General features: G+C 67.9%; 12 protein-coding genes. 7 read left to right on the top strand and 5 right to left on the bottom strand.

Annotated elements, in window-relative coordinates:
* Positions 1-253: 253 nt before the first annotated feature.
* From ACQPZ2_RS36050 to ACQPZ2_RS36040, 3 genes are read left to right on the top strand one after another with little or no spacing between them, the layout of a single operon-like run.
* Positions 254-1,309, top strand: a complete 1,056-nt coding sequence (locus ACQPZ2_RS36050) for a hypothetical protein (RefSeq protein WP_433522497.1) — start codon at positions 254-256, stop codon at positions 1,307-1,309.
* Positions 1,306-2,139, top strand: a complete 834-nt coding sequence (locus ACQPZ2_RS36045; RefSeq protein ID WP_433522496.1) for a hypothetical protein — start codon at positions 1,306-1,308, stop codon at positions 2,137-2,139. Before ACQPZ2_RS36050 ends, ACQPZ2_RS36045 begins: the two co-directional genes overlap by 4 nt.
* A complete protein-coding gene (locus tag ACQPZ2_RS36040) occupies positions 2,136-4,586 on the top strand; it encodes a protein kinase domain-containing protein (RefSeq protein ID WP_433522495.1) in 2,451 nt (816 codons plus the stop codon). The genes ACQPZ2_RS36045 and ACQPZ2_RS36040 overlap by 4 nt, the downstream gene beginning before the upstream one ends.
* A 115-nt stretch (positions 4,587-4,701) precedes the next feature.
* Here the strand turns inward: ACQPZ2_RS36040 and ACQPZ2_RS36035 are convergent, their stop codons facing one another.
* Together ACQPZ2_RS36035 and ACQPZ2_RS36030 are read right to left on the bottom strand one after the other, a co-directional pair.
* Entirely contained in the window at positions 4,702-6,738 is a 2,037-nt protein-coding gene (locus ACQPZ2_RS36035; RefSeq protein ID WP_433522494.1) for an FHA domain-containing protein, read from the bottom strand.
* A 429-nt stretch (positions 6,739-7,167) separates the two neighbouring features.
* Complete coding sequence (locus ACQPZ2_RS36030; RefSeq protein ID WP_433522493.1) at positions 7,168-7,998, bottom strand: SDR family oxidoreductase; 831 nt, start codon at positions 7,996-7,998, stop codon at positions 7,168-7,170.
* Between the two features lie 92 nt (positions 7,999-8,090).
* Between ACQPZ2_RS36030 and ACQPZ2_RS36025 the strand changes: the two genes are divergently transcribed.
* Together ACQPZ2_RS36025 and ACQPZ2_RS36020 are read left to right on the top strand one after the other, a co-directional pair.
* Positions 8,091-8,762 (top strand): TetR/AcrR family transcriptional regulator, encoded by a 672-nt coding sequence (locus ACQPZ2_RS36025; protein ID WP_433522492.1) that lies wholly within the window; start codon positions 8,091-8,093, stop codon positions 8,760-8,762.
* Between the two features lie 5 nt (positions 8,763-8,767).
* Positions 8,768-9,310 carry a GNAT family N-acetyltransferase gene (locus tag ACQPZ2_RS36020; RefSeq protein ID WP_433522491.1) on the top strand — a complete coding sequence of 181 codons (543 nt, stop codon included), beginning with the start codon at positions 8,768-8,770 and terminating at the stop codon, positions 9,308-9,310.
* A gap of 2 nt (positions 9,311-9,312) precedes the next feature.
* Here the strand turns inward: ACQPZ2_RS36020 and ACQPZ2_RS36015 are convergent, their stop codons facing one another.
* Together ACQPZ2_RS36015 and ACQPZ2_RS36010 are read right to left on the bottom strand one after the other, a co-directional pair.
* A complete protein-coding gene (locus tag ACQPZ2_RS36015) occupies positions 9,313-10,866 on the bottom strand; it encodes a glycerol-3-phosphate dehydrogenase/oxidase (protein WP_433522490.1) in 1,554 nt (517 codons plus the stop codon).
* Positions 10,867-10,894: 28 nt separating this feature from the next.
* Positions 10,895-11,503: a TetR/AcrR family transcriptional regulator gene (locus ACQPZ2_RS36010; protein WP_433522489.1), complete on the bottom strand. Its 609-nt coding sequence runs from the start codon at positions 11,501-11,503 to the stop codon at positions 10,895-10,897.
* A 152-nt stretch (positions 11,504-11,655) separates the two neighbouring features.
* Between ACQPZ2_RS36010 and ACQPZ2_RS36005 the strand changes: the two genes are divergently transcribed.
* Together ACQPZ2_RS36005 and ACQPZ2_RS36000 are read left to right on the top strand one after the other, a co-directional pair.
* Positions 11,656-13,233 (top strand): FAD-binding oxidoreductase, encoded by a 1,578-nt coding sequence (locus tag ACQPZ2_RS36005; RefSeq protein ID WP_433527616.1) that lies wholly within the window; start codon positions 11,656-11,658, stop codon positions 13,231-13,233.
* On the top strand, positions 13,230-14,186 hold the full coding sequence (locus tag ACQPZ2_RS36000) for a diacylglycerol kinase (protein ID WP_433522488.1): 957 nt from the start codon (positions 13,230-13,232) through the stop codon (positions 14,184-14,186). The genes ACQPZ2_RS36005 and ACQPZ2_RS36000 overlap by 4 nt, the downstream gene beginning before the upstream one ends.
* Positions 14,187-14,196: 10 nt before the next feature.
* Here ACQPZ2_RS36000 and ACQPZ2_RS35995 read toward each other — a convergent pair whose 3' ends face one another.
* Complete coding sequence (locus tag ACQPZ2_RS35995; RefSeq protein ID WP_433522487.1) at positions 14,197-14,877, bottom strand: AAA family ATPase; 681 nt, start codon at positions 14,875-14,877, stop codon at positions 14,197-14,199.
* Positions 14,878-14,880 lie beyond the last annotated feature (3 nt).

The following is a 14,880-nucleotide window of genomic DNA, read 5'->3' as shown; positions in this document are numbered from 1 at the left end:
GCGAAGGTCGTCGCGGACCCACCCTTTGTCCTGATCGCGGGTGCGCACGTTGCGGCTGTCGGCTCCTGCCCGACGGGTACCACCTGGTTCGGATCGTATGCATCGGTGGCTGGTTTCGGTGTCGGTTACATCGGTGACGCTACCTGGTAGCCAGCGGTTTTCGCCTGGTTCGGGCTCGGCGAGAAGGCTCCGCGCCGGTGGGTGCTGGCTTTACCATTGCTACTGATCAAATCGCTGATCTGAGGCATGGGCGATGGGGACGCTGGCGGCAATTCCGACGCGTGCCGGCGGGGAGCGTCGGCACGCGGCGTCTCGGCGCGCGAAATTCGGTGTTCGGTGGGGGATCGTCTGTTCTGCCGCGCTGTTGGTCGCGGTGGCGCCGGTCTGGTTCGGCGGGGTGTCGGCCTTCGGTGTTCCGGCATCGGGGGAGCCGACTTCGCCGGTGGTTTCGCCATCGCCGACGCCCGGGCACCACGGGCCGGGAACGCGGGATGGGTCCGCGGCACCGTCCAGCACGGCGGTGCCGGATGACAATTCGGACGGCGGTGGAACCCGCGACGGGACCGGGACACGCGACGGAACCGGGACGCAGACGACGACCAGCCGGGTGCCCACCGATCCGTGCGCCGGACGGTCGTCGGATGGGTGCTCCGGACCGACTTCCGATCCCGAACAACCACGGCTGCCCGATATTGTGCTGCCGCCGATCACCGTCACCTTCCCACCGGCGCCACAGCCGCCGATCACGCCGACTCCGCCGCAGCCGATCACGCCGGACCCACCTGCGGATTCGTCCACTACGGTGCCGCCGCAGCGGCAGATACCGGAGAATCCGCGGCCGCCGATATCTCCGTCGAATAGGCAGCCCGAGGTGGTTGTGCCGACCGTTGGGCCTGCACCGATGCCGACGACTGTGGCACCGGCGCCGCCGGTTGCGCCGCCACCCGCCGCGCTGGAGCTCACACCCACGGCCATCGGGCTCGGTGGTGATGTCACCGCGGCCGGATCGGGGTGCGATCCGCGGTCGCAGGTCAGCTTGCTGGTCGGGGAGACGCCGGTGGGTAACACCGTCGCGGGGGCGGACGGCGGGTTCCGGGCGCCCCTGGCGCTGACGTCGATCGAAGTCGGGCGATACGAGGTGACGGCGCGCTGCGGTCGCACACTCACCGCGCCGCTGGATGTGGTGCTGGTCAGCCGGGTCAGCTCCGCCACTTCGACATTGACGGTGATTCTGTTCTTCTTGTTGATCGGTGCCTGGTTCTACGGGCATCGGCTCGTCTCGCACCTACCCGCGCGGAGGGAACCATGATGCGAGCCCGTGTCTCGGCGGCCACGCGAATTATCTTGCTGCCCGGTGTGTTCGCCCTCGTGCTCGCCGGATTGTTCGCGGCACCGGTCGCGGCCAAGCCGCAGGGTGTCGACATGTCGGCGGCCATCGACGATCGCGATATCACCGAAACCTCCGCCACCGAACCACTACGGCTGCAACCGAACAGCACCATCCGGGTGGCTGTCGCGTTGACCAACAACAGCGATGGGGCGTTGCATATTCGGCGGGTCGATCTGGCCGGGCATGTGCTCGGGCTGACGTTCTTCTCGTACTCGACCGCCGTCGAATTGACCATCGCACCGGGAAGATCCGAGGCGCTGAAGTACCGGCTCGATCTGACCGGACTCGAGGGGCAGGCGACCGGACTGATCGTCGCGGATTTGGCAGTGATCGGCGACGACGGCGCACCGATCGCCTCGATACTGCTGGACACCGATGTGCGCGGCTCGATGTATTCGGTATACGGACTGTTCGGAATCGCGTTGGCGGTGCTGACCGCGCTCGCCATTGCCGATGCGGCGCTGGCGATTGCCCGGCACCGGCTGTCCACAAACCGGTGGCAGCGCGGGTTGCGGTTACTTGCGCCGGGTATCGGCATCGGATTGATATTCGGATTCACCGCATCGGTGTTGCGGTGGTGGGTTCCGGATACCGGATTGTGGCTCGCGGTCGCCGGTGTGGCGGCTTCGGTCGGTTTCCTGCTCGGATACTGTTCGCCGACACCGGAAGTCGAGGATCTCGCGCCGACCGAGGAGGACGAAACCGCCGATGTGGAAACCGTGCGCTTCCCGGATGGGGCGACATCTTGACATCTGATACCGGCCGATTGCGGGCCGTGCTGCCCGCATATGACATCGGTGCGCAGGTCGGCAGGGGCGGATGCGGTGTGGTGCTCGCTGGTACGCATCGTCGGTTGGGGCGACCGGTTGCCATCAAGCAGATTCCACCGCAGTTCGCGCACGACGAGCAGGTGCGGCGCCGGTTCGTCGCCGAGGCGCGTCTGCTTGCGGCCATCGATCATCCACATGTGGTGCGGGTTTTCGACTACATCGAGGCCGATGAGCTGTGCCTGTTGGTTATGGAGTATCTGCCCGGCGGGACCGTTGGCAGTCGGTTCGCGACCGAGGGGTTCGACGCGGCTACCGCAGTCGCGGTCGGGCTGGCCTGTGCCGCGGGGTTGGAAGCGGCGCATCGCCACAAGATTCTGCACCGGGACGTCAAACCGTCGAATCTGATGTTCGGTACCGGCGGTGCGATAAAGCTGACCGATTTCGGGATCGCCAAGATTGTCGGCGGCGATGAGACATTGGTGACCAGGACCGGTGAGATCGTCGGAACTCCGTCCTATATCGCGCCGGAACAGGCACGCGGACAGCCGCTTTCGGCCGCGACCGATGTCTACGCGCTGGCGACCATGCTGTATCAGCTGCTGTCGGGGGTGCTGCCGTTTCCGCCGCACGAAGATCATCTGGCAACGCTTTTCGCACACGCCTTCGGTCACCCGATACCCCTCATCGAGGTCGCACCCGGCGTGCCGGAGCCGATCGCCGATGTGGTGATGCGCGGCCTCGCAACCGATCCCGCCGATCGTTTCGACACCGCCGAACTCTTCGGGATCGCGCTCGCCGAACTCGCCGCCTTGTGCTGGGGCGGTGATTGGCTTATGCCCGTGGGTATTCCGGTCATCGGTGCGGACACCATTGTCGCCGCCGCGACCGGGAGCAGTCGCGCCGCCGGGCGATCCGGTATTCCGACGCCGAGGGCGCGAGGCGGACATGGGCAGGCCGCTGTCACGCAGCGGACAGCCGCGCCTCCCGCGGGCTTCGGACCCCGCACGCCGGTAACCGCCGACCCCACCCGGCCTCCGACGGACGCCCGACCTGGGGTGATTCCCGCGGTGCCACCCGCTTCGTCGGCCCCGACCGAAATCTCGCGGACGCCGAGACCAGACGGTACGGATTCGGTTGCGGGTGGACCGATATCGACGGTGCCACCGGTGCACGGAGATATCACGAGTGGTTCCGAGCAGTTCGGCGCTGCGACACCAGGTGCACGGACCACGTCGGAGCCGCCCGGGGTGGACCTGCCTTGGTCGCAGTCACCCGCGCCGGAGCCGCCAGGGGCGAGGGGGCCTGCGCCTGGGGCGGATGCGCCTGGGGCGCACGCTTTGGGAGGTACGACGCCTAGGCCGCGCCCGATATCCGGGTCGCCCGCGTCGGAGCCGCCCGGGTCTGGGTGGCCCGCAGCGGAGCCGCCCCGGTTGGGGCGGGGCGGGGCGGCGTCGCGCATGCCGGGGGATGTGCCATCAGTACGGCCTATTAATGGAGCCGGTCAGGGTTCGTCGGAGTATGGCGAGTCGGCACGACCGGTGCCGTCGTCTGGGAAGTCGATGCCTGGGCCGTCCGGGTCGGCGCCCTTACGGCCGCCGATGATTCGGGTGCGTCCGGTGCATGGGTTGCAGGACAACGGTGTTCGGTTGGCTGATGTCGATCGGCGGGATCTGGTGCCGATCCGCGATGTCGTCAGCTTCGCCTCGCCGTGGCCGTTGTTCTTGGTGGGTGCGTTGCTTGCGGTGGGTGCCTGTGCGGTGGCGGTGCTCGGGGTGGGTGCGCCGACCGCCGGAGGGGATCTGGTGCATGGCACGGTCACCCTCGCCGGTATCGATGTGACGGGGCCGAATCCGATCGAAGTCGATCTGTCGAAGCCGATTCCATTGCAAGTCAACGGAATCGATGTCGACTCCGCCGCGCTCACGGTGGAGGTATTCGGCGTGCGGCTGGGTGGGGATCCGGTGCCGCTGCAACCCGGTGGCGTGGCCGACCTGCCCGACCCGGTGAACTCGCATGTGCTGGCCGGAAACCTCGACGGCGAGCTCACGCTCCTGCGCAGTGGAACCGAAATCGCCACGCAGAGAATAGAATTCCGCACTGCCCAGAACCCGACACGCACCGCGGCGGCGGCGGTGATCGTGGTCCTCGTTCTGTTCGCCGTGGCTTACCTGGAGTCCAACACCCGCACCTTACGCCGCGGCCACGGCGGCCTCGCCAACATCATCGGCCTGTCCGCGAGTTCAGTCATCCTGTCCGCCGCCGTTGCCGGTGGCGCCTGGATTCTCCGTGACACCCCGCCCACCAGCACCACCCTCGCCGTCGCAGCCGTACTAGGCGCCGGAGCCGGGGTCGCCGCCGCACTAGGCGCACGACGGATCGGCAAGCGCCACCGCTTCCTTCGCCGCGCACGACGCGACAACCGTTGACGCAGTGGCCCCGCGAATGTACTGAACGGGACGGCACGGGAGCTGTGCACGCTGCCGGGGCGGGTACCCGAGTGCGCCTCCACCGTCGGGCAGGTCTGCTGTTGGTACGAGCCGCTCAGGAGCGGCGGCGTTTGCTCGTGGCCTCGGTTGGGTGTTTCGGGTGAGCTTCGGTGCGGTAGGTGAGGATGCGTTGGCCTATGCGGAGGCTCCAACCGGGATGTAACTCGGTGGGGGTGGTGCCGATGCGGGTCCATTCGTCGGCGCCGGGGGCGGCGATGAAAGTGCCTGCGGGGGTTGCGGCGTCGCGGACGTAGACCTTGCCGCGGTCGACCGAGACATAGGCGTGCACCCGCGAGACGTGGCGGTCGCGCGGGACCGCAAGGGGTGTGGCAGTGGCGGCACGCACCGTCTCGTCGATCATCGGGCTTCGGCCGACAACATACGGTCGGTCCAGCGGAAACGCGGAGCCATCCGCGAGAACCAGCGCGCCGACGGGCTGCCCCGCCCGCGAGTTTTCCGGGTTTTTCGCGCTGCCTACCGGTCGCAATGGCCGCGGTCGTACACCCCGCAACGCCGGAATCTTGTGCAGTGCAATCGGTTCCGGCCGCGCTGCCACACCCGACCGTGTTCCAGCGGCCTCGTCGCGTTCCTGGGCGGACATGGCCTGGGTACTGATCTCCTCCGGCGCGTCTACCTGCCCTGATCCATCGGACGGTGCTGAACCCCTCGGCCGCGCCTCCGATGATGCTGGGCCCGGCCGGGCATCGGCCGTCGATCCCACGGTCCCGGCCTTATCGCTCGCCTCGCCGAATCCCACGGCCTGCGTGGCCGATCGTTGCGGGGCCCGGCCCGAGTCCGGCGACCCGGTTGATCCTGCTTTTTCGGGTGGTTCGTCGTCCTCGGCGGAGTTGGCAGCGGATTGTTGTGCGGGCTGGCCGGAGTGTATCGATCCGGTGGGGCCTGCTTTCTCGGTCGGCTCGTCGTGTGCGGTGGGCTCGGCGCCGGATTGCGGGGACCGGCCGGAGTGTATCGATCCGGTGGGGCCTGCCTTGTCGGTCGGCCCGTCGTATTCGGCGGACTCGGCGGCGGATCGTTGCGGAGACCGGGGAGCGCGCGGCGACCCAGCGGACGGATCGGCTTCGGTTGACCGCGCAGGGGGTTTCCGTAGGTATCCCGTTGGGTGGGTTGATCCAGCGGCGCGCTCCAAGCCGGTGGCGCTGGCGGATCCGGTGGCTTGAGCCGCGCCGGTGGGCTGGTCAGTTGTGGTGGGTCGGGCGGAATTTCCGGCCGCCGCCGAATCTGCTCGTTGTCCCTGCGCGGCCGACTGTGCAGCGGAGCGTTGCATTGATTCGGATGAGCGCGCGGTCTCGGTGGCTTGCGCTGAGGCACGGGGCTGAGCCGATCGCGGCGAGCCTCCCGGCTGTCCATGGGCGGCGGCAGTTGCAGCGGAGTGTTGCGTTGATTCGGATGAGCGCGCGGTCTCGGTCGCTTGCGCTGACGCGCTGAGCTGGGCAGATCTGGCGGGGCGGGGCGTGCCGACGCGTTGGGCAGTCGGGGTGGGCTCGGATTTCGCGGTCGGCTCGCGCAGGGCTTCCAGTCCGGCCGGAGCGGTGGGTGGCGGCTCGGCGGTGGGGTTGGCGGTGGTGCGGGCTCGGGTGGCTGCGGATTTTCCGTTGCGGCGAGCGGCTATGCGCAGGACGAAGCCGCTGCCGGGGACGATGCCGGCACGCAGGTCGGTGCGTGGGAGTTCGTGGATCGGGAATGCGGCATCGGCGCCAACCGAGATCCGGCGCACCGGTTCTCGCACGATTTCGTCTACCCAGGTGAACGCGCGTGCTCCGGAGAGTCGCCGGGTTCCCTCCGCGCCTTGGATCTCCGCGCTGACCTGCCCGCGCAGCAGAATGACGGTGCCGTCCGCCGTCGGTGCGATGACGCCGAACGGTGGCGGTTCGGAATTGCCGCCGAAAACCACTGCGGCCAGCCGCTGTGCGATCGCCGCCCCGGGATGGCGCGTATCGGCCACGGCCTCGATCGCACCGAGTATCCGGTCCGTGGAAGGGGATTCGCCCGCGAGATACACGACAACCGCACCGAAACGTGCGATCAGACCATCGCCCAGCGCAATCCCCACCGTCGACGCGTCATTCCGCACTCGCGTCTCCTTCCCGGACCACTACCGGCGTCCAGCATAGAACGTGCCGAGCTCCCGACACCGGCCCTCGAAGAACCGCGAGCGCGAACGCGCAATGATCTTTATCCGCTCCGGCCGACGAAGTGTCGTGCATCACTCGATGCCACGAATCCAAGGGCTCCCTCGCGCAAGTGCTGCCCGCTGCGAGCTCCAGATGGGTTAAGGCACCATCTGGTCCGGTTCGCTCGCCGAGAGCAGTCGAAACGCGGCACGACACGTTCTGCGGCACCGCCATATGACTGCGCTCGACGGATCGTGATTGCCTCAGCAGCCAGCTGGACGCGGCACTAGCGCGTTGAGGCTAGGCGATCGGTGAACGACCAAGGCGCACGAAGTGATCCATGTGCTGGATCGTGGATCCATCTGCCGTGCACGACCAGCCGGGAAGGTTCAGCCGGTGAACTCGGATGCATGGTCTTCGAGCCAGGTGGTGAAGGGCCGCGCGGGATGGGCGGTGAGGGTGGTGACGGTGTCGGTGATCGGGGTCGGGACGCCATCGCAGCGGCGCCAGTAGTCGAGGAGCCCGTCGGCGTAGTGGGCGGGGATGAAGTCGGCCACCTCCCGTCTCCACGCGTCAGGGGTGACGTGGGCGATGGTCGCGGTGCGTCCGGTGACCTTTGTGATCAGGTCGATCTGTGCGGTGAAGGTCAAGGTCTGCGGGCCGGTGAGGGTGTAGACGCCACCACGGTGGTCCGGTTTCGTGAGCAGCGCATGGGCGCACTCGGCGACGTCGAGTTCGTGGATCGGATCGGCGTAGGCATCGGGGTAGGGGAGGCTGACCGGGCGGTCGGCCTTGATCGCGAACGACCAGCCGCGGGCATTGCCCGCGAAAGCGCCGGGACGCAGCACGGAGACGGTCATCGGTGCGTCGGCGAGTCCGAGCTCGGCATCGAGGTGGGACTTCGCGACCGGATTGGTGGTCGTATCCGGATCGAGCACCGCGGACGAGGAAAGCAACACGATGTGATCGACTCCGGCTTCGGCTGCGGCGGAAACGAATTCGGTGCTGCACTCGGGCTCGGCATACAGGAACACCGAGGTGACGCCGTCGAGCGCGGCTGCGAAGGTGGCCGGGTCCCGCAGGTCGCATGCGACGGCGGGCACTCCCGCGGGGAGTTGCTCGGGGCGCCGGGAGCCGACGCGGACGGCATGGCCGTCGGCGCGCAGCAGGGACGAGAGATTGGTGGCGACCGCGCCGCGGCCTCCGGTAATGAGAATCATGAGAAGTCCTTGGGGTCAGTTTTGCGGGTGAACCATATGGAACGAACGCTGTTCGTGTCAAACAGTGTTCGTCAGAGCGTATGCTCCGGGATATGAGCGCCACACCCGTCAGCCGCCGGGCCCGCCCCGCGAAGGCACCCCTCAGTCGTGACGTCATCATCGAAACCGGTTTGCGCATCCTCGACCGCGATGGCTTGGCCGCCCTCACCATGCGCCGCGTCGCGCAGGACCTCGATACCGGTGCGGCCTCGCTCTACGTCTACGTCGCCAACCGCGACGACCTGATGGCGGCCATGCTCGACCACGTGCTCGGCACGGTGCCCGAGCCGACCGGCGACACCTGGCGCGACCGCCTCACGACACTGGTCGAGACGACCGTGGATGTGATGTCCAAACACGAAGGGCTCGCACTGGTCGCGCTCGGCTCGATACCGACGAGCCCGAATGCCTTGCTGATCGTCGAGCGGCTACTGGCCCTGCTCGCCGAGGGCGGCGTGGAGCCGCAGACCAATTCCTGGGCCGTCGACCTGATCTACCTGCACATTTCCGCGCAGGCCGTGGAGCAGAGCGCATACAACACCAGGGACGCCAACGAGCAGGACTATGTCGCCGAGGTCGCCCGGCACTTCGCCGAACTCCCTGCCGAGCGATACCCGACGCTGGTCGGCATGCGCGAACAAATGCTGGTGGGCGGCGGCGGCGATCGATCCCGCTGGGCGCTGCGTGCACTGGTCAACGGCATCCTGGCGACTCCGGTCGAATGAATGTCGTGGGAGAATCGTCCATGCGGATGATTCGACCGGCGGTCGAGGACGACCTGCCGACACTGCAAGATATCGAGCGGGTGGCGGGTAAACCATTCGCCGACATCGGCATGATGGCCGTTGCCGATGACGAGCCGCCGTCACTGGATACGCTCCGGGACTTCCAGCGGGCGGGCCGCGCCTGGATCTACCCCGATGACGCGGGCCGCCCGATCGGCTACCTGATCCTCGGAATCGTCGACGGTAACGCCCACATCGACCAGGTCTCGGTGGATCCGGATCACGCGGGCAAGCGGATCGGCAAACGGCTCATCGACCATGCCGTGCGCTGGGCGAAAGCCCAAGGGATGCAGGCGATCACGCTGACCACCTTCGTCGATGTGGCCTGGAACGGCCCGTACTACGAACGGCTCGGCTTCCGCTTTCTGACCGCCGCCGAGGAGACCGCGGAACTACGCGAAATTCGTGCCGCCGAGGCCGCGCACGGCCTCGACCTCTGGCCGCGCGCCGCCATGCGAGCCGAACTCGACGCCTGGCAGCTGGACTGAAGCTAACGCTGCCGCGCGAAAGCGGCCTCCGCCGCGGGCACGGCCGCGGCGCGGTCCTCGGGGACGAGACCGATCCGGGTGCGGCGGTCCAGTAGATCGTCGGTGTCGAGGGCGCCTTCGTGGGTGATCGCGAAGGCGAATTCGGCTGCGGTGACATCGATACCGGGCGCGACCTGTTCGGCGAGGGCGGGATTCCGGTCGGCCAGTTCGAGTACGGCCGCAGATTCGCTGCCGTAGCGCTCGACCAGCACGGTCGGGGCGTTGATGAGGTCGCGTGCGGCGCCGGAGACCGCGCCGACCAACGGAAGTCGCTTGGTTCGGCACGGCCCAGGGGTGAGGTTGCCGTGCGCGATGGCCGCGTCGACGGCATCCTCGGCCATCCGGCGGTAGGTGGTGAGTTTGCCGCCGACAATGGTGACGACGCCGGTGGGGGAGTGCAGGACCGCGTGTCGGCGGGAAATATCGGCGGTGCTGTTGGCGGATGTCTTCAGTAACGGTCGCAGTCCGGCGTAGGTTCCGCGAATATCCTTGCGGGCCAACGGTTCTCGGAGAGCAGTGTTGATGGTGTCGAGAAGGAAATCGATTTCCGTTTCGGTGGGCTTCGGCTCGTCGGGGACCGGACCGGGGGCATCCTCATCGGTGAGACCGACGTAGACCCGGCCGTGCGCGGCGGGGAAGGCGAAGACGAAGCGGCTGGTGCTGCCGGGTACGGGGACGGTCAGCGAGGCGGTCAGGCCGCCGAACGATTCGGCGTCGAAGACCAGGTGGGTGCCGCGACTCGGACGGAGTTCGATGCTCGGGTCGACTTGGTCGGCCCAGACGCCGGTGGCATTGATGACGGTGCGCGTCCGGACGGACATGGTGTCGCCGGTCAGGGCGTCGCGCAGGGTGGCTGAATCTCCGGTCACATCAAGGGCTTCCACGCGGGTAAGGACCGTCGCGCCCTCTGCCGCCGCGGTACGAGCCAGCGCCACTACCAGCCGCGCATCGTCCACCAGCTGTCCATCCCAAGCCTGCAGGCCGCCACGCAACCCGTCGCGACGGACCGTCGGCGCCAACCGCAGCGCCTCGGCGGTGGCGACCCGACGCGAACGCGGCAGTGTCTCGGGCGAAGTGCCCGCACTGCGGCGCAGCACATCTCCGGCGACGAAGCCCGCGCGAATCAAAGTCCGTTGTGCGATACCGATTTCCGGAAGCAGCGGCACCAGCTGCGGCAGGGGGCGAACGAGATGCGGTGCGGTGGTGGTGATCAGAATCCCGCGCTCGACCGCACTTTCGTGTGCGATGCCGACCTGTCCGCTGGCCAGATACCGGAGTCCGCCGTGCACCAGCTTCGAACTCCACCGGCTCGTGCCGAACGCCAGATCGTGCCGCTCCACCAGCACGGTTCGCAGTCCGCGTGCGGCGGCATCGAGCGCCGCACCGGCACCGGTCACGCCGCCGCCGATTACCAGCACATCGATTTCGCCGCCGTCGCCGAGCAACTGCAGCTCACGGTTGCGGCGTCCCGCATTCAGTGCGGAATCGCCGTGGGCGTCAGCAGAATTCGCAGTCATTACAATCCTTTTCGATGGCGTACGGAGGTCATCGCGCCTCTTCGACGGGAGCCAGGTAGCCGTCGATCGCCCGGGTCAATTCGGTATCCAGCGCAGGCCCGGCCAGCAGCGGCGCGACCGTACCGGCCGATTGCACCGCCGACTGTGCGATGAGTAGCAGCATTGTCGCCATCTGTTCTGGATCACCCGCGCGAATCGTGCCGTCCCGGTGGCCTTCCCGGATGCCCGCACTGAACAGCTCGATCAGCGCACGCTGGTTGCGGCCGAGGCGGCCGAAGACATAGGTCAGCATCAGATCGGTATCGGTGCGAAAGATCTTGCCGAACAACGGATTCGAGCGAATCGTCGCCGCCCCCGCGACCACGCCCTCGACCAGTCTGGTGCGCGCGTCGCCCGCGGCGGGCATGGTGTCGGCGACGATCGCGCGCAGTTCGCGCACCAGTAGTTCGGCCACCAGCGATCCGGTATCGGGCCAGCGCCGGTAGACGGTCGGCCTGCTGACGCCGGCGCGACGGGCCACCTCGGTGAGCGTGGTGCGGCGCACCCCGAACTCCTCCACGCAGGCCCTGGCCGCGTCGAGGATCGCGAGATCGGTCGCCGAGAGCGCGTCATCGGGGGCGGACGCTGCGGAGGTCATCGAGTATCACCACCATGTCTGTTCGTTACTGCTTGACAGTCTATGTCAAACTGTAATGCATGGTCGAGATGCAACAGCACACCGGCGAAATCGGTTCGTCCGGGACCGGAGCGCCCGCCGCAAACCCGGGCGCGCCGACGTACGCGGCGAGTATGGTTTGGGACGCCTGGGGCATCCCCGCCGGACACAAGCCGCTTTCGGCTTCGATTCGGAACCTGTTGACGCAGGTATTCGGAGTGTCCGGTGACCCGGTGGCGCGCCGCGATGAGGGCGATGTGCCGCTACGCGAGTCGACACTGACGCCGGCTCAACGGGACGGGTTGGTCGCGGTGGTCGGCGTGGGCAGCATTTCGGTCGACCACCACGATCGTCTGCTGCACGCGGGCGGTAAGAGCACCCCCGACCTGCTGCGCCGTCGCGCCGACGGTCCGCAGGACGCCCCGGATGCCGTCGTCTTCCCCGCCGATCACGAGCAGGTACTCGCGGTGCTCGGTTACTGCGCCGACACCGCCATCGCGGTCGTCCCCTTCGGCGGCGGTACCAGCGTGGTGGGCGGCGTCGATCCGGTCCGCGGTCGCTTCGACACCGTCATTGCGCTGGATCTGCGCCGCCTGGACGGTATTTCGGAGATCGACCCGGTCAGCGGCACCGCCACCCTCGGTGCGGGACTCACCGGCCCCAAGGCCGAGGAACTGCTTGCCGCCCATGGACTTTCGCTCGGCCACTTCCCGCAGAGCTTCCAATTCGCCAGCATCGGCGGATTCGCCGCAACCCGGTCCTCCGGTCAGGCATCGGCGGGCTACGGCCGCTTCGACGACATGGTCCAGCACCTGAAGATCGCGACCCCCAGCGGCACTATCGAACTCGGCCGCGCCCCCGCCTCCGCCGCGGGCCCGGACCTGCGTGAACTGTTCGTCGGGTCGGAGGGAACGCTCGGTGTGATCACGGAGGTCACGCTGCGGGTGCATCCGATGCCGGAGACCATCGGCTACCAGGCGTGGTCGTTTCCAGACTTCGAAACCGGAGCCGCCGCACTGCGGTCGGTGGTCCAGGCTGGTGCGGCACCGACGGTGCTGCGCCTGTCGGATGAGGTCGAGACCGGCGTCAACCTGGCCCGTTCCGCGGATATCGGTGGTGCGGCGGTGGCGGGTTGCCTTGCCATCACCACCTTCGAAGGCACCGAGGCCCATGTCGTGGCCCGCCGCGCCGAAGCGGGCGCATTGCTCATCGAGGCAGGCGGGAATGCGCTCGGCCGGATTCCGGCCGAGGAATGGGAGCACGGGCGTTTCGCTGCGCCCTATATGCGCGATGCGCTGCTCGATCTCGGCGTGCTGTGCGAAACCCTGGAAACCGCGACCACCTGGTCGAATCTGGCCGAGCTCAAGGCGAAGGTGACCGCCGCGCTGACGGATTCGCTTGCCGAGCAGGGCACCCCGCCGCTGGTGATGTGCCATATCTCGCACACCTATCCGACCGGGGCTTCGCTGTATTTCACCGTCATCGCCAAGCAGTTGGACGATCCGATCGCCCAGTGGCACATCGCGAAACGCGCGGTCGGTGACGCGATCGTGGCCGCGGGCGGCACCATCACCCACCATCACGCGGTCGGCACCGACCACCGCCCATGGATTCCGGACGAGATCGGCGATCTGGGCGTGCGCGTGCTGCGCGCGGTGAAGCGGGAATTGGATCCGGCGGGCATCCTCAACCCTGGAAAGCTGGTCCCGTGACACAGGATTCGCGCCCGGTGCGTGCGGTTACCGTGGTGACCAACCCGCAGTCCGGTGTCGGCAGAGGGCATGAGGTGGCCACGGCCGCGCTGGCGCGCTTCGCCGCACAGGGGGTCGAGGTCACCGAGGTGTGTGCATCTTCGGCCGCCGAATCCGTACGTCAAGTGCGGGGTTCGATCAACGGAAGCGCCAAGCCGGACGCGGTGGTCTGCATCGGCGGTGACGGGCTGATGAACGTAGTACTGGAAGCCATCGCGCAGACCGGCGTGCCGCTCGGTTTGGTCCCCGCGGGCACCGGCAACGATCTCGCGCGCGAAATCGGCGTGCCCACCAACGATCCCGTCGCGGCCGCGGACCTTATCCTCGGCGGCCGCACCCGCACCATCGACCTCGGCCGCATCGAATCGCCCTCGCCCGGATTCACCCCCAAGTGGTTCGCCACCGTCACCGGCACCGGCTTCGATGCGCGAGTCACTTTGCGCGCCAACGATATGCGCTGGCCCAAGGGCCCGCTGCGCTACACCTTCGCCGCACTGGCCGAGATATCCGGCCGCTTCACCGTGCCGTACCGAATCGAGCTCTCCGGCGTCGTGCCCGGTGCACTCGACAACCCCGACGCCGACACCGTCATCGAGACCGACGCCGTCATGGTGGCCATCGGCAATACCCGCACCTACGGCGGCGGCATGCGGGTCTGCCCGGATGCGGTCATGGACGACGGGCTCCTTGATCTGACTGTCGTAGGCGCGGTTTCGCGCCTGGATATGCTGCGCCTGCTGCCCGCTCTGTCGGCGGGTAAGCGAATCGATCACCCGGAGTCCAAGCAGTATCGCGTCGCTCAGGTGACGCTGACCGCCCCCGGCGCTCCCGCCACCGCAGACGGCGAACCGGCGGGCACCCTGCCCGTCTCGCTCCGCGCGGTCCCCGGCGCGCTTACCGTGCTGGTTCCATGATTGCTACTGGTCAAGCCGCGAAACTGACCCGGCCCATGTGGTCGATGGCGGTCCGGTCGAGGACGACCGTCGACACCGGCTCGGGCGGAGGTGGACGACCGGAGTCGACAGCGCGGATGAGGCGATCCCAGCGTCGGCAGTGCAGGGTGAAGAAGAGCGGATTGATCCGGCGTCCGCGGGCGTGCTGACCGGCGCGTGCGACACCGGCGGGCACATCGAGCAGGATCACGTGTAATTCCCGGCCGTAGCGTCTTGCCCAGCGGCCGATCATTCGTCTGGCCCAGCCGAAGGTGGCGCAATCATGGATCACCACAGGTCCGGCGCCGTCGCGCAGCGCGGCCCGGATTCCGGCGTAATGCGCCACATGTACCACCGGCCGCCACAGCGGATACGGGAGCCGACCGAGCTTGTGCCGCCATCGATTTCGGGAATGGTGCGAATCCAGCACCACCGTGCCCTCGGGGCCGCGCGGCGGCTCCTCGGCATCGGCCTGCGCGCCGAAGAACAGTCGCAACGCCGTACTCTTGCCCGCCCCCGGAATCCCGGCCACGAGTAGTGCCGTCCTCGCTGGATACCGCAGTTCCTCGATCGTGCGGCCGCGCAGATCGTGCACGGAATCCGGTGTTACCACACGGATATCGGGGAGTCGCGGTTGCGAACCGGGATAAGGCGAATCGAGCGGAGGGTTCACCTC

This window comes from Nocardia pseudovaccinii, assembly GCF_050942345.1.
Taxonomy (GTDB): domain Bacteria; phylum Actinomycetota; class Actinomycetes; order Mycobacteriales; family Mycobacteriaceae; genus Nocardia; species Nocardia pseudovaccinii.
The sequence above is the reverse complement of the archived record's forward strand: the minus strand, read 5'-3'. Positions and strand labels throughout refer to the sequence as shown.

Excerpts from the sequence above, each read along its gene's own strand:
- ACQPZ2_RS36050 (WP_433522497.1), top strand. The coding sequence starts at position 254 with ATGGGGACGCTGGCGGCAATTCCGACGCGTGCCGGCGGGGAGCGTCGG.
- ACQPZ2_RS36045 (WP_433522496.1), top strand. The coding sequence starts at position 1,306 with ATGATGCGAGCCCGTGTCTCGGCGGCCACGCGAATTATCTTGCTGCCC.
- ACQPZ2_RS36030 (WP_433522493.1), bottom strand. The coding sequence starts at position 7,998 with ATGATTCTCATTACCGGAGGCCGCGGCGCGGTCGCCACCAATCTCTCG.
- ACQPZ2_RS36025 (WP_433522492.1), top strand. The coding sequence starts at position 8,091 with ATGAGCGCCACACCCGTCAGCCGCCGGGCCCGCCCCGCGAAGGCACCC.
- ACQPZ2_RS36015 (WP_433522490.1), bottom strand. The coding sequence starts at position 10,866 with ATGACTGCGAATTCTGCTGACGCCCACGGCGATTCCGCACTGAATGCG.
- ACQPZ2_RS36010 (WP_433522489.1), bottom strand. The coding sequence starts at position 11,503 with ATGACCTCCGCAGCGTCCGCCCCCGATGACGCGCTCTCGGCGACCGAT.
- ACQPZ2_RS36005 (WP_433527616.1), top strand. The coding sequence starts at position 11,656 with ATGGTTTGGGACGCCTGGGGCATCCCCGCCGGACACAAGCCGCTTTCG.